The sequence below is a fragment of the Cupriavidus taiwanensis LMG 19424 genome, assembly GCF_000069785.1.
Taxonomy (GTDB): Bacteria; Pseudomonadota; Gammaproteobacteria; order Burkholderiales; family Burkholderiaceae; genus Cupriavidus; species Cupriavidus taiwanensis.
In genome coordinates this window covers 2,892,946-2,911,819 of the sequence record NC_010528.1, presented here as the reverse complement: position 1 = coordinate 2,911,819, position 18,874 = coordinate 2,892,946, and the positions used below count along the sequence as shown (strand labels likewise).

General features: G+C 68.7%; 16 protein-coding genes. 11 read left to right on the top strand and 5 right to left on the bottom strand.

What is annotated here, in order from left to right; translation table 11 throughout:
- Positions 1–176 precede the first annotated feature (176 nt).
- Positions 177–1,379 carry an ABC transporter substrate-binding protein gene (locus RALTA_RS13375; protein ID WP_012353972.1) on the bottom strand — a complete coding sequence of 401 codons (1,203 nt, stop codon included), beginning with the start codon at positions 1,377–1,379 and terminating at the stop codon, positions 177–179.
- Positions 1,380–1,669: 290 nt separating this feature from the next.
- Between RALTA_RS13375 and RALTA_RS13370 the strand changes: the two genes are divergently transcribed.
- The 4 genes from RALTA_RS13370 (at position 1,670) to RALTA_RS13355 (ending at position 7,510) form a co-directional block, all read left to right on the top strand.
- Positions 1,670–3,778 (top strand): molybdopterin-containing oxidoreductase family protein, encoded by a 2,109-nt coding sequence (locus RALTA_RS13370; protein ID WP_012353971.1) that lies wholly within the window; start codon positions 1,670–1,672, stop codon positions 3,776–3,778.
- Complete coding sequence (locus tag RALTA_RS13365) at positions 3,775–4,908, top strand: aminopeptidase (protein WP_012353970.1); 1,134 nt, start codon at positions 3,775–3,777, stop codon at positions 4,906–4,908. Before RALTA_RS13370 ends, RALTA_RS13365 begins: the two co-directional genes overlap by 4 nt.
- A 68-nt stretch (positions 4,909–4,976) precedes the next feature.
- A complete protein-coding gene (locus RALTA_RS13360) occupies positions 4,977–5,639 on the top strand; it encodes a TetR/AcrR family transcriptional regulator (RefSeq protein WP_012353969.1) in 663 nt (220 codons plus the stop codon).
- A 188-nt stretch (positions 5,640–5,827) separates the two neighbouring features.
- Positions 5,828–7,510, top strand: a complete 1,683-nt coding sequence (locus RALTA_RS13355; protein ID WP_012353968.1) for a long-chain fatty acid--CoA ligase — start codon at positions 5,828–5,830, stop codon at positions 7,508–7,510.
- 74 nt (positions 7,511–7,584) lie between these two features.
- On the opposite strand, the gene RALTA_RS13350 is transcribed toward RALTA_RS13355, so the two are convergent.
- The 4 genes from RALTA_RS13350 to RALTA_RS13335 form a co-directional block, all read right to left on the bottom strand.
- Positions 7,585–8,031: a hypothetical protein gene (locus RALTA_RS13350; RefSeq protein WP_012353967.1), complete on the bottom strand. Its 447-nt coding sequence runs from the start codon at positions 8,029–8,031 to the stop codon at positions 7,585–7,587.
- Positions 8,028–8,531 carry a MarR family winged helix-turn-helix transcriptional regulator gene (locus RALTA_RS13345; protein ID WP_012353966.1) on the bottom strand — a complete coding sequence of 168 codons (504 nt, stop codon included), beginning with the start codon at positions 8,529–8,531 and terminating at the stop codon, positions 8,028–8,030. The genes RALTA_RS13350 and RALTA_RS13345 overlap by 4 nt, the downstream gene beginning before the upstream one ends.
- Positions 8,532–8,652: 121 nt before the next feature.
- Complete coding sequence (locus tag RALTA_RS13340) at positions 8,653–9,654, bottom strand: Bug family tripartite tricarboxylate transporter substrate binding protein (protein ID WP_012353965.1); 1,002 nt, start codon at positions 9,652–9,654, stop codon at positions 8,653–8,655.
- A gap of 167 nt (positions 9,655–9,821) precedes the next feature.
- Positions 9,822–10,955, bottom strand: coding sequence for a porin (locus RALTA_RS13335; protein ID WP_012353964.1), 1,134 nt, complete (start codon positions 10,953–10,955; stop codon positions 9,822–9,824).
- A 337-nt stretch (positions 10,956–11,292) separates the two neighbouring features.
- Here RALTA_RS13335 and coq7 point away from each other — a divergent pair, with 337 nt between their 5' ends.
- The 7 genes from coq7 to RALTA_RS13300 all read left to right on the top strand — a co-directional run bounded on the left by coq7 (position 11,293) and on the right by RALTA_RS13300 (position 18,869).
- Entirely contained in the window at positions 11,293–11,916 is a 624-nt protein-coding gene (gene coq7, locus RALTA_RS13330; protein WP_012353963.1) for a 2-polyprenyl-3-methyl-6-methoxy-1,4-benzoquinone monooxygenase, read from the top strand.
- 438 nt (positions 11,917–12,354) lie between these two features.
- A complete protein-coding gene (gene mraZ / locus RALTA_RS13325; protein WP_010814778.1) occupies positions 12,355–12,783 on the top strand; it encodes a division/cell wall cluster transcriptional repressor MraZ in 429 nt (142 codons plus the stop codon).
- A gap of 7 nt (positions 12,784–12,790) precedes the next feature.
- Positions 12,791–13,780 (top strand): 16S rRNA (cytosine(1402)-N(4))-methyltransferase RsmH, encoded by a 990-nt coding sequence (gene rsmH, locus RALTA_RS13320; RefSeq protein WP_012353962.1) that lies wholly within the window; start codon positions 12,791–12,793, stop codon positions 13,778–13,780.
- Entirely contained in the window at positions 13,777–14,088 is a 312-nt protein-coding gene (ftsL, locus tag RALTA_RS13315) for a cell division protein FtsL (RefSeq protein ID WP_012353961.1), read from the top strand. The genes rsmH and ftsL overlap by 4 nt, the downstream gene beginning before the upstream one ends.
- Positions 14,088–15,893 carry a peptidoglycan D,D-transpeptidase FtsI family protein gene (locus RALTA_RS13310; protein WP_025583686.1) on the top strand — a complete coding sequence of 602 codons (1,806 nt, stop codon included), beginning with the start codon at positions 14,088–14,090 and terminating at the stop codon, positions 15,891–15,893. Before ftsL ends, RALTA_RS13310 begins: the two co-directional genes overlap by 1 nt.
- A gap of 10 nt (positions 15,894–15,903) precedes the next feature.
- Positions 15,904–17,472, top strand: a complete 1,569-nt coding sequence (locus RALTA_RS13305) for a UDP-N-acetylmuramoyl-L-alanyl-D-glutamate--2,6-diaminopimelate ligase (protein ID WP_012353959.1) — start codon at positions 15,904–15,906, stop codon at positions 17,470–17,472.
- Positions 17,469–18,869: a UDP-N-acetylmuramoyl-tripeptide--D-alanyl-D-alanine ligase gene (locus tag RALTA_RS13300; RefSeq protein WP_041232209.1), complete on the top strand. Its 1,401-nt coding sequence runs from the start codon at positions 17,469–17,471 to the stop codon at positions 18,867–18,869. Before RALTA_RS13305 ends, RALTA_RS13300 begins: the two co-directional genes overlap by 4 nt.
- Positions 18,870–18,874: the final 5 nt, after the last annotated feature.

Genomic DNA, 18,874 nt, shown 5'->3' with positions numbered 1-18,874 from the left:
GCGTCTCAAGTCGCGCTGGTTTTCTCCCCTCTCCCATTTATGGGAGAGGGGCGGGGGAGAGGGCAGGAGTCTCAACGGAGTGAGGCGCCTTGATGCTTGCCATGCGCCTGCTCTCTCCCACAGCCCCTCTCCGGCAAGCGGGAAAGGGGAGACAACATGCGGTCACGCTGAGCACCTCAGCGGATCACCTGCCCCTTCGAATTGATGATCGTCATCTCCACGAACTTCGAGCCGACATGGTTCTCCGGCGTGAAGTTGACGATAAACCCGCCCAGGTCGTAGTTGCGCATCGACTCCAGTGCGGTCACCAGCTTTTCGCGCGTCAGGTCCTTGCCCGCCCGGCGCAGGCCTTCGGTGAAGGTCTTGGCGGCGATGAAGCCCTCGATGCTGGCGTAGTCGAATTCGCTGGGCTTGCCCGCGGCCTGCAGCAGGCGCAGGTATTCGCGCACGATCGGCAGCGTGGCGTTGCCCGGATGCGGCATCACCTGCGAGATGATCACGCCGCTGCCCTGTGCGCCGACCTCGTTGGCCAGCGCCTGCGTGCCCACGAACGACACGTTGTAGAACTGGCCGTTGTAGCCGCGGCGCAGCGCTTCCTTCACGAAGGCCCCGGCGGTGCGGTAGGCGCTGATCATGACCACGGCGTCGGGCTTTGCCTTCATCGAGCCCTGCATGGCGTCGCCGATCTCGGTGGTGTTGCGCACCACGGGCTCGCGCGCGACGATCTGCACGCCGCTGTCGGGCGCGGCCTTGAGCGCGCGCTCGAGCCCGTCCAGGCCGGCCTTGCCGTACGCATCCTCGTTGTAGACCACGGCCACGCGCTTGAGCCCGGTGGTCTGGATCTGGCGCACGATGGCCGCGGTTTCCTCGTTGTATCCGGCGCGCACATGGAAGACGTAGCGGCTGCGCGGGTCGCGCAGCGACTGCGCGCCGGTGTACGGCCCGAAGAACGGCACCCTGGCCTGGATCGCCAGCGGCAGCGCAGCCTGGCTGGTGGGCGTGCCGACATAGCCGAACAGGGCGAAGACGCGATCCTCTTCGATCAGCTTCTTCGTGTTCCTGGCTGCGGGCTCGGGTTCGTAATAGTCGTCCAGCGCCTCGAGCCGGATCTTCCGCCCGTGGATGCCGCCCTGCTGGTTGATGTGGTCGAAATAGAGCCGCGCGCCCGAGTTCATCTGCTTGCCCAGCACGGCGGTCGGGCCCGTCAGCGCGGCCGACTGGCCCAGCAGGATGGTGTCGGCGGTGACGCCTTGCTCGGATATGGCAGTAGTGGTTGCGGTGTTCGCCGCCAAGGCGGCGCAGGACGCGCCGCCCGTGCCGATGGCGCACGCCACCAGCAGGCCGGCAAGCCGGCCGTTGACCCCGGATCGGAAAGACATAAACCCCCCGCGAATGATGGTTCGGTTACCCGTTCGCCGCGTTGGCCGGTCTGCGCCGGCGCGTTGGTGAAATCGTGCGGCATGCCGCGCGTCCCGGTCTGTGCCGCGAGCGCGCCGGCACATCATAATCGAATACAATCGGGACGAGATACTCCCCGCCGTTGCCGCGCACGCCCGGGGGAATGCGCCGCCAGCCGGCGCGCCGCAGGTGCCGCTATCCGCCGCCTGCGCCAGCATCTCACGTTCCGTACGACCGAACGAAAACAACACATCCCCCGCCCGGAGACCCCATGGCTTCCCGCATCGTCCGCGCCGCCTGCCCGCATGACTGCCCCGATACTTGTGCCTTGCTCGTCACCGTCGAGGACGGCCGTGCCGTCAAGGTAGCGGGCGACCCCGACCACCCCGGCACGCAGGGCGTGCTGTGCACCAAGGTCTCGCGCTACACCGAGCGCACCTACCATCCGGACCGCCTGCTCACGCCGATGAAGCGCATCGGCAAGAAGGGCGAGGGCAAGTTCGCGCCGATCTCCTGGGATGAGGCGCTCGACACCATCGCCACCCGCCTGCAGGCGATCGCCGCGCGCGATCCGCAGGCGATCGTGCCGTACAGCTACGCCGGCACCATGGGGCTGGTGCAGGGCGAGAGCATGGCGGCGCGCTTCTTCAACAAGCTGGGCGCGTCGCGTCTGGACCGCACCATCTGCGCCAGCGCCGGCGCCACCGCGCTGCGCTACACCTACGGCGCCAGCGTGGGCATGGACATGGAGCACGTGGTCGATGCCAGGCTGGTGATCATCTGGGGCGGCAACCCGATTGCTTCCAACCTGCACTTCTGGACCCGCGCGCAGGAGGCCAAGCGGCGCGGCGCCACGCTGGTGGCGATCGATCCGTACCGCTCGCTCAGCGCCGAGAAATGCCACCGCCATATCGCGCCGATGCCCGGCACCGACGGCGCGCTGGCACTGGCGCTGATCCACGTGCTGATCCGCGACGGCCTGCTCGATCACGACTACATCGAACGCCACACCGTGGGCTTCGAGGCGCTGCGCGAGCGCGCGCAGGCCTATCCGCCGGCGCGCGCCGCCCAGATCTGCGGCATCCCGGTCGAGGACATCGAATGGCTGGCCGGGCTCTACGGCCAGCTCGCGGTGCGCGAGCGCCAGCCGGTGGCGATCCGGCTGAACTACGGCATGCAGCGCGTACATGGCGGCGGCCAGGCGGTGCGCGCGGTCGCGTGCCTGCCGTCGCTGGTGGGCGCGTGGCGCCATCCGGCGGGTGGGCTGCAGTTGTCGACCTCGGGTTTCTTCCCGATCAACGAAGCCGCGCTGCAGCGGCCGGACCTGCTGCCCGGATGGCCGCAGCAGCTGCCGCGCCTGGTCAACATGAGCACCATCGGCGATGCGCTGCTGGCCGAACCCGCGCCCGGCGCGCCGCGCATCGAGGCGGTGGTGGTCTACAACAGCAACCCGGTGGCGGTGGCGCCGGAATCCGGCAAGGTCGCCGCAGGCTTCGCGCGCGAGGACCTGTTCACGGTGGTGCTGGAGCATTTCCGCACCGACACCGCGGACTACGCCGACATCATCCTGCCCGCGACCACGCAGCTCGAGCACACCGACGTGCACAAGGCCTACGGCCATACCTATTTCCTGGCCAACAACGCCGCCATCGCTCCGCTGGGCGAGGCCCTGCCCAACACCGAGATCTTCCGCCGCCTGGCGCGGCGCATGGGCTTTACCGAGGCTTGCTTCGCCGACAGCGACGAGGCTATCGCCGCGCAGGCGATCCTGCCCGACGATGCGCGCGCGGCGGGTATCAGCTGGGAAACGCTGAAAGCGCAGGGCTGGCAGAAGCTGGCGCTGCCGGCGGCGCCGTTCGCCGAGGGCGGCTTCCCCACGGCATCGGGCAAGTGCCAGTTTTATTCCGAGCCGATGGCGCGCGACGGCTTCGATCCGCTGCCCGACTACGTGCCGCAGTACGAAGCGCCGCAGACCGCGCCGGAACTGGCGGCGCGCTATCCGCTGGCGATGATCTCGCCGCCGGCGCGCAATTTCCTCAACAGCTCGTTCGTCAACGTCGACAGCCTGCGCGCCACCGAGGGCGAGCCGCACCTGGACATCCATCCGGCCGACGCCGCCGAGCGCGGCATCGTGCACGGCGCGCTGGTGCGCGCCTTCAATGACCGCGGCAGCATGGTGGCACGCGCGCGCGTGACCGATCGCGCCCGGCGCGGCCTGGTGGTAGGGCTGTCGATCTGGTGGAAGAAGCTCGCGTCCGACGGCAAGAACGCCAATGAGCTGACCAGCCAGCGCTTGACCGACCTGGGCCGTGCGCCGGTGTTCTACGACTGCCTGGTGCAGGTCGAAGCCTGCTCGCAGGGGGCAGTCCAGGCGGCATGACGCGGCCGCGCGGGCGCCGCGGCTGGGCGGCACTCCTGGCGGCGGCGGCGCTGTCGGCGGTGGTGCTGTCGACGGCGGGATGCGAGGCGATCGGCTACTACGCGCAGTCGATCGGCGGGCATCTGGGCGTGATGGCCCAGGCCCAGCCGCTGACCGACGCGATCGCCAGCGCGCGCGACGCCAACGACGCGCGCCTGGCCCAGCGGCTGGCGCTGGCCGGCCGCATGCGCGACTTTGCCTCGCGCGAGCTGAAGCTGCCCGACAACGGCAGCTACCGCCGCTACGCCAACCTGCACCGGCCCTATGTGGTGTGGAGCGTGTTCGCCACGCCGGAGCTGTCGATGGAACTGCGCAAGTGGTGCTTCCCCATCGTCGGCTGCATCAGCTACCGCGGCTACTACGCCCAGTCAGACGCCGAGCAGTATGCGCAAGGCTTGCGCCGCGATGGGCTAGAGACCTACGTGGCAGGCGTCCCCGCCTATTCGACCCTGGGCTATTTCGATGACCCGCTGCTCAATACCTTCGTCTACCTGCCCGAGGGCGAGCTGGCGCGGCTGATCTTCCATGAGCTGGCGCACCAGGTGGTGTACGTGCGCAACGACACCGCCTTCAACGAGTCCTTTGCCACCGCGGTGGAAGCGGCCGGCGTGGAGCGCTGGCTGGACCAGGACGCGTCGGAGGACGCGCGCACCAGCTATCGCCAGTACGATGCGCGGCGCCAGCAGTTCCGCGCGCTGCTGCTGGGCACGCGCGACCGGCTGGTGGCGCTGTACCAGACTCCGCTCGACGACGCGGCCAAGCGCGAGGGCAAGGCGAAGATCTTTGCCGACCTGCGCGCCGGCTATGCGCGGCTGCGCGCGGAGTGGGGCGGCTACAGCGGCTACGACCGCTGGTTCGACCAGCCGCTGACCAACGCCCATCTGGCGGCGGTGGCGACCTACCAGCAATGGGTGCCGGCCTTCACCGCGCTGCTGGCGCGCTGCGATGGCGACTGGCAGCGCTTCTATGCCGAGGCGCGCCGCATCGGCGCGCTGCCCGCCCGCGAGCGCGAGGCGGCATTGCGCCAGCTGGCGCCGCCGGCGACCCGCACCAACACCCTGACCGCGGGCGGCAAGGCCGCGGTCAACTAGGCCGCAGGCCGGCTGCGGGCGGGTAACCACGGTGCTGCGCCCCGCGCGCCCCGTGCGAGAATGCCGTCATGTCGATTGCTCCCAGATCCGAACCGCTGGCGCCGCCGTTGAGCGCGCCGCCGGAGCCCCAGCCGGCCCGCCCGCCGATCGCCGAGCGCCAGGAGGCGCGCCGCCGGCAGATCCTCGATACGGCCGCGCAGCTTTTCTACAGCAAGGGCTACCCCGGCATGACCATGAACGACCTGTGCCGCGCGCTGGGCGTGACCAAGCCGGCGGTCTACTACTACTTCACCGACAAGTACGAGATCTTCGACATCCTGTGCCGCGAGTCGGCGCAGACCTGCCTGCCCGTGATCCGCGAGACCGCGGACCCGGCGCAACCCGTGCAGGCCCGCCTGCATGCCTGCCTGCTCGAGATGGCGCGGCGCTGCATCGCCTGCCATGTGCCGGCCACACTGAGCTTTCGCGACCGGCAGTACCTGCGCCCGGACACGGTGGCCTGGCTCGACAGCATGGCGCGCGACTTCTATCGCGACCTCTATGCCCTGCTGGACGAAGGCAGGCGCGAGGGGGTGTTCGCCTTTGGCGACGCACGCGTGACCGCGCATGCCATCGGCAGCGTGGTTGGCTTCCTCTACACCTGGCACGAACCCGGGCGCACCGACCCCGAAACCCTGGCGCAGGAACTCGCGGCCAGCATGATGAAACTGGTGCTGCCCAGCGGCGGGTGAGCGTGAACGCGGCCCCTAGGGGTTATCCCGCTGCTTATGTCGGGTCAGTGGCGCATAATGCTCGCCAGGGGCGCGAGAGATGTCGGAACGACCCTGAGGACTTCGTCTAAGTTGTTGTTTTAACCGGGGCGCACGTTTAGCATCTCGGCAAAATCGAACGACCATTCAGAAAATCAGGAGACGGTGCTATGGAAAGAATTTGGCTGAAACACTACCCGGCCGGCGTCCCTGCCGAGATCGATGCCAGCCAGTTCCGCTCGCTCGCTGCGCTGCTCGAGGCGTCTTTCCACAGCTATGCCGACCGCAAGGCCTTTATCTGCATGGACAAGGCCATCACCTACGGCGAACTGGACCGGCTCTCTGGGCATTTCGCGGCGTGGCTGCAGTCGCGCGGGCTGCGTCCCGGCGCCCGCGTGGCCATCATGATGCCCAACGTGCTGCAATACCCGGTGGTGCTGGCCGCGGTGCTGCGCGCGGGCTTCGTGGTGGTCAACGTCAATCCGCTCTATACCCCGCGCGAGCTCGAGCACCAGCTCAAGGACAGCGGCGCCGAGGCCATCGTGATCCTGGAGAACTTTGCCGCGACGCTGCAGCAGGTGCTGCCCCGGACCCCGGTCAAGCACGTGGTGGTGGCCAGCATGGGCGACATGCTGGGCGGGCTGAAGGGTGCGATCGTCAATTTCGTCGTGCGCAACGTGAAGAAGATGGTGCCGGCGTGGGAGCTGCCCCACTGCGTGCGCTTCAACAGCGTGCTGGCCGAAGGCCGCAAGCTGACGCTGCAGCCGGCCACCACCGGCCCCGACGACATCGCGTTCCTGCAGTACACCGGCGGCACCACCGGGGTGTCGAAGGGCGCGGTGCTGCTGCACCGGAACGTGGTCGCCAACGTGCTACAGTCCGAGGCGTGGATGCAGCCGGCGCTGAACAAGGGCGCCCATATCGACCAGCCCATCACCATCACGGCGCTGCCGCTGTACCACATCTTCGCGCTGACGGTCTGCTGCCTGCTGGGCATGCGCAGCGGCGGCACCAGCGTGCTGATTCCGAATCCGCGCGACATCCCGGGCTTCATCAAGGAGCTGCAGAAGTACAAGTTCAACATGTTCCCGGCCGTCAACACGCTCTACAACGCGCTGCTCAACAACCCCGAGATCAGCAAGGTCGATTTCTCCGGGCTACGCGTGGCCAACGGCGGCGGCATGGCGGTGCAGGAGGCGGTGGCCAGGCAATGGCTGGCCAAGACCGGCTGCCCGATCATCGAGGGCTACGGCCTGTCCGAGACCTCGCCCTCGGCCACCTGCAACCCGACCGATACCGATGCGTTCTCCGGCACCATCGGCATGCCGCTGCCGTCGACCGAGGTCGTGATCCGCGACGACGACGGCAACGACGTGCCGCTGGGCCAGCCCGGCGAGATCTGCATCCGCGGCCCGCAGGTGATGGCCGGTTACTGGAACCGCCCGGACGAGACCGCCAAGGTCATGACCCCGGACGGCTTCTTCAAGACCGGCGATATCGGCGTGATGGACGAGCGTGGCTACACCCGGATCGTCGACCGCAAGAAGGACATGATCCTGGTGTCGGGCTTCAATGTGTATCCGAACGAAGTCGAGGGCGTGGTGGCCGAGTGCCCCGGCGTGCTGGAAGTGGCTGCGGTGGGCGTGCCCGACACGCACTCGGGCGAGGTGGTCAAGCTGTTCGTGGTGAAGAAGGATCCCGCGCTGACCGAGGCCGATGTCATCGAGTTCTGCAAGGAGCGCCTGACCGGTTACAAGCGGCCCAAGTACGTCGAATTCCGCACCGAGCTGCCGAAGACCAACGTCGGCAAGATTCTGCGTCGCGAGCTGCGCGACAGCCGCCAGGCAGCCTGAACGCAAGGCCCTGCCGCAGCAAAGACAACGGCCTCCGCGGAGGCCGTTGTGCATTCAGGCGCGGCCGCGCAGGTTCAGCATTCGTTCGACGGTGCCAGCTGCGCCTCCTGGCCGCCGTCGGGGTAGATCACGCGCACGCAGGCGCCGGGTTCCAGGCCGGGAATCGCGGGTGCGTTGGCCGACACGATCGCGCCGTCCAGGGTGCGCACCTTGTACTGGAACAGGTCGACCTGCTGCACCGGCGCCGGCCTGCTGAACAGCCGGCTCAGGTCGAAGGCGAAGCCCACGCCCACGCCGCCGCCGTGGCCGCCGCTCGCCGCACCCACGCCGACGCTGGTGCCGCCGCCGTAGTAAGGGGGCACCTGGGCCACGTCCAGGCGGGTCAGGAACACCCTTTCGGTGACGCGGCCGAGCTTGATGGTGGCGTTCACCGGGGTGACCTGCGGTGGCTGCGGCGCGCTGGTGCAGGCGGCCAGCACCGGCAGCACACCGCACAGGGTAAGGAAGGCAAGCGGTTTCATGGCGAGATCAGGCCGGATTTGAGCCGGCCAAGCAGTCGGAACAGGGCGCGCCGGTCGGTCTCGGCCAGGCCCGAGAACAGTTGCCCGATCCAGTCCTCATGCGCGCGCGCCATGCGCGAGAACGCGGCGCGCCCGGCCGGCGTCAGGCGGATCAGGTAGGCGCGCCGATCGGTGGGCAGGGCCTCGCGCGAAACCAGGCCTTCCTGCTGCAACTGGTCGGTGATGCCCGTGACGTTGCCGCCGGTCACCATCATGCGGCGCGACAGCTCGCCCATCTTGAGGCCCTCGGGATGGCGGTCGAGCTGCGCCATCAGGTCGAAGCGGGGCAGTGTGCAGGCAAAATCCTGGCGCAGCCGCGAGCGGATATCGGCCTCGATCAGGTTGGTACAGGTCAGCAGCCGCAGCCACAGCCGCAGGGCCTCGTGCTCGGTTTGGTCGGCGCGGGTTTCAAGGTCGACCGGCGCGTTCTCGGCGCCGGTGGCGGGAGACAGGTTGGGCATCTTCAGTGCGGCGAGGTGTGGCAGGTGTGCGGCAAGCGCCGCCAGGGGCGCCCAGGCTGCGGGCGTTCAACATTTGATGCCTCAAGTATATGCGCGATGCGCGCCGCGAACCTGTCCGGCGTCAATCCACCTTGGCGCCCGAGTCCTTGACCACCTTGGCCCATTTGGCGGTTTCGGCGCGGATGAAGGCGGCGAACTGTTCCGGCGTGTTGCCGACCGGCTCGGCCCCCTGTGCCTGCAGCCGTTCGCGCACCGCCGGAGCGCCCAGCGCCTTGGCCACTTCGTGCTGGATACGCTGGATGACGTCCGGCGGCGTGCCCGCCGGCGCGAGCATGCCGAACCATGAACTGGCCTCGTACTGCGGCAGGCCGGCGGCCTGGGCGATGGTCGGCACGCCCGGCAGCGCCGGCGATGGTTTGGCGCTGGTTACCGCCAGCGCCTTGAGCTTGCCGCTCTTGATCAGCGCCATCGACGACGGCAGGTTGTCGAACATCACCTGCATGGTGCCGCCCGCCAGATCGGTCAGCGCGGGTCCGCTGCCCTTGTACGGGAAGTGCACCATGAAGGTCCGGGTTTGCGTCTTGAACAGCTCGCCGGCGAGGTGGATCGAGGTGCCGTTGCCGCTCGAGGCCATGTTGATCTTGCCCGGATTGGCGCGCGCATAGGCGATCAGGTCCTTGACGCTGTCGATCTTGTTCTGCTGCGCAAACGCCGGATTGAGCACCAGCACGTTGGGCACCGCCGCCACCTCGGTGATCGGCGCGAAGTCCTTGATCGGGTCGAACGGCAGCTTGCCGTACAGCGACTGGTTGATGCCATGGGTGCCGACGGTGCCCATCAGCAGCGTGTAGCCGTCGGGCGCGGCCTTGGCGACGATGTCGGCGCCGATATTGCCGCCCGCGCCCGGCTTGTTGTCGACCACCACGTTCCAGCCCGGCAGCTTGGCCAGCTCGGCCGCCACCGCGCGCGCCAGGATGTCGGTGGTGCCGCCGGCGGCGAAGGGCACCACCAGCCGGATCGGCTTGGCCGGATACGGGTCGGCGGCCAACGCCGGCTGGCCGGCAAGCGCGCCGATGCCGGCGGACAGCAGCAGCGCAACGACGCGCCGGCGAGTGGTTTGCATGCCTGGTCTCCTGTGTGTCCCGCTGGATCGCCCATGGCGGGGATGGTCAGTGCATTCTAGGCGGCAGCCGCGGCGGCGCCGATGGGGTGATGCCCTATGGCAGCCGCCCTGCCGCCATGAAAAAAGGCACCCGAAGGTGCCTTGCAAGATCGAACCGGGAAGGCGGATCAGAACTTGTGGCGCACGCCGACGGCGACGGCGACCATGTTGTCCTTGCCCGTGCCCAGGAAGTAGCCGTTGGCGAAGCTGATGGCCGAGGTGTCGAAGTTGACGCCGGCGTTCTTCGCGTAGGCGGTGGTCAGGTAGACGTCGGTGCGCTTGGACAGGTTGTAGTCGGCGACAAACGAGATCTGCCAGGGGTTCTTGATGTTGTTGGTGGCGCCGTTGGCAGCAAGGTTCAGGTTCTTGACGTCGTCGTAGAAGTAGGCGAGCGTCAGGCCCAGGGCCGGGCTGACCTGGTAGTTCGCGCCGACCCAGTAGTAGTTGTCCTTCAGGATGTTGTTGTCGTTGGCGGCCTTGTTCATGCCCCAGCGGTAACCGGCCATCAGCTTGGCCGGGCCGAAGGCATAGCTGGCGGCGACGGCGGCCTTCTTGAAGTCGCCGGTACCGCCGGCGGCGTTCAGGGTCGGGTTGTACTGGTCGTAGGCCGCCGAAATGCCGAACGGACCTGCCGCCCAGGACAGGCCGGCACCGTAGCCGGTGTCGCGGCGGAATTGGCCCGGCACCTCGCCGCCGCCGGCGACGCCGTTGCCGAACGACCAGTGGGCGATCGCGGTCACCGGACCGAACTTGCCGGTGTACTTGGCGGTGTTGTCCGAGCGGAAGTTCAGGCCCAGCTGTGCCACCACCGGTTCATACTGGGTGGCGTAGCCGGTCGGCGAGAAGTTGGCCATCATGTCGAACAGCGTGGTGTACTGGCGACCGAAGGTGAAGCGGCCAACGCGGTCGCTTTCCATGCCGACGTAAGCCTGACGACCGAACAGTCGGCCGGCTTGCTGCGACCTGCCATCATCGAGACCGAAACCGCTTTCGAGCACGAACAGGGCCTTCAGGCCGCTGCCGAGGTCTTCCACGCCGCGCAGACCCCAACGCGAACCGGACAGGCCGCCCGAGGTCAGCCGGAAGACGTTTTCCGCCGGGCCGACGGCCAGGCCGTTGGCGGCCGACGGCGTGACGCTGGACATGTTGCTCACGTATTCGATGTTGGCATCCACCACACCGTACAGGGTCACGCTCGATTGGGCCTGCGCCGCCCCAGCAAATGCGCCAAGCGCTGCCAGCGCCAGAAGCGATTTCTTCATGCTCGTTGATCTCCACTGTAAGAATTATTGGTGACGGCTCGGAAGAACCTCCTGATGGTCTCCATCTCCCGTGCGTCAAACTTCCTTGGAAGTTGCGAAGTACTGTAACAAACAACGTTTCGTTCACCATCGGGGCCCAACCCCTTGTCTTCTTTTAACAACTCAGGGTTTCTGAGTAGCCGGGCGTATCAGGGCAAGGCGGGAAGCGGGCTGGCGGCGATTAGAGGCAAGCTACAATACGGGTAATCCCGATGGCGCCCGGCATGCCGCCGCACCGCGGCCGCGCACCCCACCATGGCCGCGGCAGCCGGGCACCGAGACCAACCGCCTCTGCGACATGGATACCCTGATCAAAGAATTCGACGTGGCCCTGCGCGCCATTGCCGGCGCCACGCGTTCGGCGCGCGCCAACCCGGCTGACCGGCTGGCGCCGGACACCGAACAGATGAGCGCCGAGGAGCGCCGCCATGTGGCCGGCCTGATGCGCATCAACCATGTCGGCGAGGTCTGCGCGCAGGCCCTGTACCAGGCGCAGAAGCTGACCGCGCGCAACGGCGCCGTGCGCGCCCAGATGGACGCCGCCGCGCGCGAAGAGGAAGACCACCTGGCGTGGTGCGCCGAGCGTCTGCGCGAGCTGGGTTCGCGCCCCAGCCTGCTCAATCCCCTTTGGTACGCCGGCGCCTTCGCCATCGGCTGGGTCGCCGGGCGCGCCGGCGATCGCGTCAGCCTTGGCTTCGTGGCCGAGACCGAGCGCCAGGTCGAGCACCACCTCGGCGGACACCTGGACCGCCTGCCCGAATCCGACAGCCGCTCCCGCGCCATCCTCGAACAGATGCGCGACGACGAGATCCGCCACGGCGACGCCGCGCGCGAGGCCGGCGGCATGCCCCTGCCGGCGCCGGTGCGGGCGCTGATGCGCGGCGCGTCGCGCGTGATGACCACCGCCGCCTACCGCATCTGAGGTCCGCCGCCCGGGTCCGGGCCCACTCCCGCCAAGCCCTGATTCCAGCGGGCCTGGCGGGCAATTGTTGTATCCTCTGGACGCGCGCCGGGACAGGTCTTTCCGGCGCGGTCGGCAGTTCCTCCGCAAGTGGTTCTCAGGTGGTTTCTCTGCTTTCTTCCCTAAGATCTTCATTTCATTAAGGATTCACTTTTCCGGTGCGTGAAGTGTGCGCGCTAAGTCATTGTTCTGATTAAAAAAATCTCGTTTGCAGCCCTGCCTGCAGCCTTGACCGCCCATATGGCTTCCTCTAAAGTGGGAAATAGTGTGAGGAAGTGTATTTTTGTGTGAAATTGGGCCCCGGCCATGGGATGATTCTCACCATAGTCGGAACGGAAGGATTCACGCGCATGCCGGCCGGCGAAGCGTTCGCAAGGCCGGCGTGGACCGGGAGCAAGCTTGTTTCAGGGAGCATCGGCGCTGTCGCTGGATGCCAAGGGGCGGATGTCCATTCCGTCGCGGCATCGCGAAGCGCTGCAACAGCAGGCCGAGGGCCGGGTGACGCTGACCAAGCACCCGGATGGCTGCCTGTTGCTGTTTCCCCGGCCCGAGTGGGAGACCTTCCGCACGCGCATTGCAGCGCTGCCGATGGATGCGCACTGGTGGAAGCGCATCTTCCTGGGCAACGCTGCCGACGTGGAAATGGACGGCGCGGGCCGGGTGCTGATCGCACCGGAGCTGCGCAGTGCCGCCATGCTCGACAAGGAAGTCATGCTGCTCGGCATGGGCAGCCATTTCGAAGTGTGGGATGCCGCGACCTACGCCGCCAAGGAACAGCAGGCGATGGCGCAGGGCATGCCCGAAGCATTGAAGAATTTCTCTTTCTGAAGAGGTCATGAGTCCTACCGGAACCCCGGCAACCCCCGCCTTGCAGCATCGCACCGTGCTGCTGGACGAGGCCGTCGACGCCTTGGTCTGGCGGCCCGACGGGGTGTATGTCGACGGCACCTTCGGCAGGGGAGGGCACAGCCGGGCGGTACTGGCCCGGCTGGGGCCAGACGGGGCCCTGGTTGCGTTCGACAAGGACCCAGCAGCAATCGCAGAAGCGGGCACCATCAAGGATGCCCGCTTCTCCATTGAGCACGCGAGCTTTGCGGCCATGGCCGAGCGCCTGGCGGGGCGCGGCCATGTCGCCGGCGTGCTGCTCGACCTGGGGATCAGCTCGCCCCAGATCGATGAGGCGGCGAGGGGGTTTTCCTTTCGTTTCGAGGGCCCGCTGGACATGCGCATGGACACCACGCGCGGCATCACCGCCGCGCAGTGGCTGGCGCAGGCGGATGAGCAGGACATTGCCAGGGTGATACGAGACTATGGGGAAGAACGGTTTGCTGTACAGATTGCAAAGGCGATTGTTGCTCGCCGGAGCGAATCCGGCGATGGCGGACCCGTCGCCACTACTGCCGACCTTGCCGCGCTCGTGGCGAAAGCCGTCAAAACACGCGAGAAGGGTCAGGACCCTGCGACCCGCACCTTTCAGGCTCTACGGATTCACGTCAATCAAGAGCTTGAGGACCTCGAAAGAGGGCTGAAGGCGGCCTATGACCTGCTGCAGGTAGGGGGACGCCTGGTGGTGATCAGTTTCCATTCGCTGGAGGACCGCATCGTCAAGCGGTTCATGGCGGCGCATGCCCGTCCCCAGCAGGATGCCGACCCGGCGCTGCGCCGCGCGCCGCTGCGCGCGGCCGACCTGCCGCAGCCGACGCTGCGCCTGCTTGGCCGCTACAAGCCCGGCGCCGAAGAGGTGGCCGCCAACCCGCGCGCGCGCTCGGCGGTGATGCGCGTGGCCGAGAAGCTGGCCCCGGCCGGCGGAGGTGCGCGCGCATGAACCGCCTGACCTTCTTCCTGCTGGCCGCGCTGATCCTGTGCGCGCTGTCGCTGGTCAGCGCGCAGCACCAGGCGCGCACGCTGTTCGTCGCGCTCGAGCGGGCCCAGACGGAAGAGAAGCAGCTCGATATCGACTGGTCGCGCCTGCAATACCAGCAGAGCGCGCTGGGCAAGAGCGCGCGCATTGCCGATGCAGCGCGTGCGCAGCTGAAGATGGCGCCGGTCAACCCCGGCAAGACCCAGTACCTGTCCGGCATCGTGCTGCCGCCGGCACCGTCCGCGCCGGCCAGCGCAGCGGAGGCGCGCTGATGAGCATGGCCCGCCCCAACCCGCCCCGCCGCGACCGCAACGGCACCGCCTCGCGCCCGCGCAGCGGCCAGTTCGCCGCCAGCCCGGTGCTGGGGCTGCGCCTGCCGATGTGGCGCTCCAAGCTGGTGGTGTTCCTGATGTTCGCCGCGTTCGTCGCGCTGGCGGTGCGCGCGGCCTGGATCCAGGGGCCTGGCAACCAGTTCTACGAGGCCGAGGGCAAGAAGCGCTTCCAGCGCACGCTGGAGCTGCCGGCCACGCGCGGCAAGATCCTCGACCGCAACGGCCTGGTGCTGGCCACCAGCCTGCCGGTCAAGGCGATCTGGGCGGTGCCCGAGGACGTGCCCAACCAGGTCGAGGCCGCCAAGATCCGCCAGCTGGCCCGGCTGCTCGGCATGTCCGAGAAGGAACTGGGCAAGAAGCTGTCCGAAGACAAGGGCTTTGTCTACCTGAAGCGCCAGGTGCTGCCCGACGTCGCCGACAAGATCGCCGCGCTGAAGATCGAAGGCATCCACCAGACCCGCGAATACAAGCGCTTCTACCCGGAAGGGGAGGCGATGGCGCATATCGTCGGCTTCACCAACGTGGAGGACCGCGGCCAGGAAGGCGTCGAGCTGGCGCGCGAGAGCGGCCTGGCCGGCCGCGCCGGTGCGCGCCAGGTGATCAAGGACCGGCTCGGCCGCGTGGTCGAGGACATCGGCGTGCTGAAGACCCCGCGCGACGGCGAGGACATCCAGCTGTCGATCGACGCCAAGATCCAGTACCTGGCCTACAACGAGCTCAAGGCCGTGGTCGACAAGCACAAGGCCAAGGCCGCCAGCGCGGTGGTGCTCGACGCCCAGACCGGCGAGGTGCTGGCGCTGGCCAACTGGCCCACCTACAACCCCAACGACCGCACCCGGCTGTCGGGCGAACAGCTGCGCAACCGCGTGCTGACCGACACGTTCGAGCCCGGCTCGATGATGAAGCCGATCACGGTAGCGCTGGCGCTGCAGCTCAAGCGCGTGTCGCCGTCGACGGTAATCGCCACCACCGGCAAGTACAACTTCGAAGGCGCGACCATCACCGATACCCACAACTACGGCGCGCTCACCGTCACCGGCGTGATCCAGAAGTCGTCCAACATCGGCACGACCAAGATCGCGATGATGATGAAGCCGCAGGAAATGTGGGACATGTACACCAGCATCGGCCTGGGCCAGGCCCCCAAGATCGGCTTCCCCGGCGCGGTGGCCGGGCGCGTGCGCCCGTACAAGAGCTGGCGCCCGATCGAGCAGGCGACCATGTCGTATGGCTACGGCCTGTCGGTGTCGCTGTTCCAGATGGCGCATGCCTACACCATCTTCGCGCACGACGGCGAACTGATCCCGGTGACGATGTTCCGCACCAACGGCCCCGCCACCGGCGAGCGCATCCTGTCGCCGCAGGTGGCGCGCGACGTGCGCGCGATGATGGAAACCGTGACCGCGCCCGGCGGCACCGCGCCCGAGGCGCAGGTGATGGGCTACCGCGTCGGCGGCAAGACCGGCACCGCCTACAAGCATGAAGGGCGCGGCTACAACCGCAGCAAGTACCGCGCCTCGTTTATCGGCCTGGCGCCGATGTCGAACCCGCGCATCATCGTCGCCGTCAGCGTGGACGAGCCGACCGCCGGCAGCCACTACGGCGGCCTGGTCGCCGGCCCCGCGTTCGCGGCCATTACCGGCGGCACGCTGCGCGCGCTGAACGTCCAGCCCGATTCGCCGATCCGCCAGCTGGTGGTCAGCGACAAGGTGCAGGAAAGCGAACCGTGGAGCTCGACGCAATGAGATCGACCCGATGACGGCCAAGCCCCTGCTTCCCCTCGAGGTCACCGCCCAGGCCAGCAACGCGCTGGCCTGGCTGCGTACCAACGTGGCCGCCGCGGCGCAGCTGAGCGGCGATACCCGGCGCCTGTCGCGCGGCGATGTGTTCTTCGCCTACGTGCTGGGCAACGACCGCCTCGCCACCGACGGCCGGCCGTATATCGCCCAGGCGATCGCCGCCGGCGCCGGCGCCGTGGTCTATGAGGCCGACGGCTTCGACTGGCCCTTCGGCGACGCCGTGCCGCACCTCGCCGTCAGCCGCCTGCACCAGCTCGCCGGCCCGATCGCCGCCGGCTGGCATGGCAACCCGGCGCGCGGCCTGGCCGTGACCGGCATCACCGGCACCAACGGCAAGACCTCGTGCAGCCAGTGGCTGGCGCGCGTGCTGCAGGCGACCGGCACGCCCTGCGCGACCATCGGCACGCTCGGCACCGGCTTCCCCGACGCGCTGCAGGCCACCGGCTTCACCACGCCCGACGCGGTGCAGCTGCAGGCCAGCCTGGCTACGCTGCACGACGCCGGCGCGCGCGCCGTGGCGATGGAAGTGTCCTCGCACGGCCTCGAGCAGGAGCGCGTGGCCGGCACGCATTTCTCGGTGGCGGTGCTGACCAACCTGACCCAGGACCACCTCGACTACCACGGCTCGATGGCCGAGTACGAGGCCGCCAAGGCGCGCCTGTTCCGCTGGGACGGCCTGCGCACCGCGGTGATCAACCGCGACGACGCGATGGGCCAGCGCCTGCTGGCGGCAGATGCCGCCGCCGTGGTCGCGCCGCACGTGATCGAATACGGCATCGACGGCCCCGCCGCCGCCACGGTGCGCGGCCCGCGTGGCGCATGGCTGCGCGCCACCAGCGTGCGCGCCACGGCCACCGGCACCGCCTTCCATATCGACGGCAGCTTCGGCCACGCCGAGATGGCGACCCCGATGATCGGCGCCTTCAATGTCAGCAACCTGCTGGCGGTGCTGGGCGCCGCGCTGGCCAACGGCGTGGCATGGGACGCGGCGATTGCCGCGCTGCGCGCGCTCGCGCCGGTGGAAGGCCGCATGGAGCTGTTCGGCGCCGCCGGCCACGACGCCGCGCAGGCGCCGCTGGCCGTGGTCGACTACGCCCACACCCCCGACGCGCTCGAGCAGACCCTGGCCGCGCTGCGCCCGGTAGCGCAGGCGCGCAACGGCCGCCTGTGGTGCGTGTTCGGCTGCGGCGGCGACCGCGACCCGATCAAGCGCCCGCTGATGGGCGCCGTGGCCGAGCGGCTGGCCGACGAGGTCGTGCTGACCAGCGACAACCCGCGCAGCGAAGACCCGCAGGACATCCTCGACGCGATTGCCGACGGCATGACCGAGCGCGCGCGCGGGCGCCAGATCGAAGACCGCGCCGCCGCCATTCTCTATGCCGTGCGGCACGCCGCGCCGGCCGACGTGGTGCTGGTGGCGGGCAAGGGCCACGAGGCCACCCAGGAGATCCAGGGGCGCAAGCGCCCGTTCTCGGATCGCGAACACGTACGGCTGGCACTGGCCACGCGCGGAGTATCGGCATGAGCCAGACCCCCATGACCACCTTGCAACAGGCCGCCGGCTGGATCGCCGGCGCGCGCATTTGCGGCGACGGCGCCGTGCCGTTCGCGCGCGTGCATACCGACAGCCGCAGCGTCGAGCCCGGCGACCTGTTCGTGGCGCTGCGCGGCGAGCGCTTCGACGCGCACGACTTCATTGCCGACGTGGTCGCGCGCGGCGCCGCCGCGGTGCTGGTGAGCCGCGAGGTCGACGCCGCGGTACCGGCCATCGTTGCGCCGGACACGCGCATTGCGCTGGGCCAGCTGGGCGCCGGCTGGCGCCGCCAGTTCACGCTGCCGGCGGTGGCGGTGACCGGCAGCAACGGCAAGACCACGGTCAAGGAAATGATCGCGGCGATCTTTGCCGCGGCCGTCGGCGAAGACCAGCGCCTGGCCACCGGCGGCAACCTGAACAACGATATCGGCCTGCCGCTGACGGTGCTGCGCCTGCGCGCGACCCACAAGCTGGCGGTGCTCGAGCTCGGCATGAACCATCCGGGCGAGACGGTCTACCTGGCCGGCATCGCCCAGCCCACCGTGGCGGTGATCACCAATGCGCAGCGCGAGCACCAGGAGTTCATGGTCAGCGTGGAAGCCGTGGCGCACGAACACGCCGCTGCCATCGCGGCGCTGCCGGCCGACGGCGTGGCGGTGTTCCCGCTCGATGCGGAAAGCGGCGGTGCCTACGCGCCGGTGTGGCGCGCGGCGGCGGGCACGCGCCGCGTGCTGTCGTTCGGCACCACGCAGCAGGCCGACGTGCACGCCACCGTGGAGCTGGTCGACGGCGTGCAGGTGATGCAGGTGCGCGCGCCGGGCCATGCCTTCGAGGTGCGGCTGGCGTTGCTGGGCGAGCACAACGTGCGCAACGCGCTGGCGGCGATCGCGTGCGCGCTCGCCGCGGGCGTGCACGTGCCGGCCATCCAGGCGGGACTGGCGGAGTTCAAGCCCGTGAAGGGGCGGCTGCAGGTCAAGTACACGCCGGCCGGCACGGTGGTCATCGACGACACCTATAACGCCAACCCCGACTCGATGCGCGCCGCCATCGACGTGCTGGCCGGCTTTGCCGCGCCGCGCGTGCTGGTGCTGGGCGACATGGGCGAAGTGGGCGACCAGGGGCCGGCGTTCCACGACGAGATCGGGGCCTATGCCCAGGCGCGCGGCATCGAAGTGCTGTGGGCCACCGGCGAGCTGGCGGTGCACGCGGTGCAGGCCTTCGGCGCCAACGGCCGCCATTTCGGCAGCGCGGAAGACCTGGCAAAGGCCTTGGAGGAAGACAGCGGGGGCATGGTGGCGCAAGCGGGCGCCGTGCTGGTGAAGGGATCGCGCTTCATGCGCATGGAACGGATGGTCGCGGCGCTGGTCGCAGACACTTCCGCACACTAAATAAG

What these genes read in the sequence shown, in the direction of transcription:
- RALTA_RS13365 (WP_012353970.1), top strand. Translation starts at nt 3,775, where the DNA reads ATGACGCGGCCGCGCGGGCGCCGCGGCTGGGCGGCACTCCTGGCGGCG.
- RALTA_RS13310 (WP_025583686.1), top strand. Translation starts at nt 14,088, where the DNA reads ATGAGCATGGCCCGCCCCAACCCGCCCCGCCGCGACCGCAACGGCACC.
- coq7 (WP_012353963.1), top strand. Translation starts at nt 11,293, where the DNA reads ATGGATACCCTGATCAAAGAATTCGACGTGGCCCTGCGCGCCATTGCC.
- ftsL (WP_012353961.1), top strand. Translation starts at nt 13,777, where the DNA reads ATGAACCGCCTGACCTTCTTCCTGCTGGCCGCGCTGATCCTGTGCGCG.
- RALTA_RS13340 (WP_012353965.1), bottom strand. Translation starts at nt 9,654, where the DNA reads ATGCAAACCACTCGCCGGCGCGTCGTTGCGCTGCTGCTGTCCGCCGGC.
- RALTA_RS13355 (WP_012353968.1), top strand. Translation starts at nt 5,828, where the DNA reads ATGGAAAGAATTTGGCTGAAACACTACCCGGCCGGCGTCCCTGCCGAG.
- RALTA_RS13335 (WP_012353964.1), bottom strand. Translation starts at nt 10,955, where the DNA reads ATGAAGAAATCGCTTCTGGCGCTGGCAGCGCTTGGCGCATTTGCTGGG.
- RALTA_RS13300 (WP_041232209.1), top strand. Translation starts at nt 17,469, where the DNA reads ATGAGCCAGACCCCCATGACCACCTTGCAACAGGCCGCCGGCTGGATC.
- RALTA_RS13305 (WP_012353959.1), top strand. Translation starts at nt 15,904, where the DNA reads ATGACGGCCAAGCCCCTGCTTCCCCTCGAGGTCACCGCCCAGGCCAGC.
- rsmH (WP_012353962.1), top strand. Translation starts at nt 12,791, where the DNA reads ATGAGTCCTACCGGAACCCCGGCAACCCCCGCCTTGCAGCATCGCACC.
- RALTA_RS13360 (WP_012353969.1), top strand. Translation starts at nt 4,977, where the DNA reads ATGTCGATTGCTCCCAGATCCGAACCGCTGGCGCCGCCGTTGAGCGCG.
- RALTA_RS13370 (WP_012353971.1), top strand. Translation starts at nt 1,670, where the DNA reads ATGGCTTCCCGCATCGTCCGCGCCGCCTGCCCGCATGACTGCCCCGAT.
- RALTA_RS13345 (WP_012353966.1), bottom strand. Translation starts at nt 8,531, where the DNA reads ATGCCCAACCTGTCTCCCGCCACCGGCGCCGAGAACGCGCCGGTCGAC.
- RALTA_RS13350 (WP_012353967.1), bottom strand. Translation starts at nt 8,031, where the DNA reads ATGAAACCGCTTGCCTTCCTTACCCTGTGCGGTGTGCTGCCGGTGCTG.
- RALTA_RS13375 (WP_012353972.1), bottom strand. Translation starts at nt 1,379, where the DNA reads ATGTCTTTCCGATCCGGGGTCAACGGCCGGCTTGCCGGCCTGCTGGTG.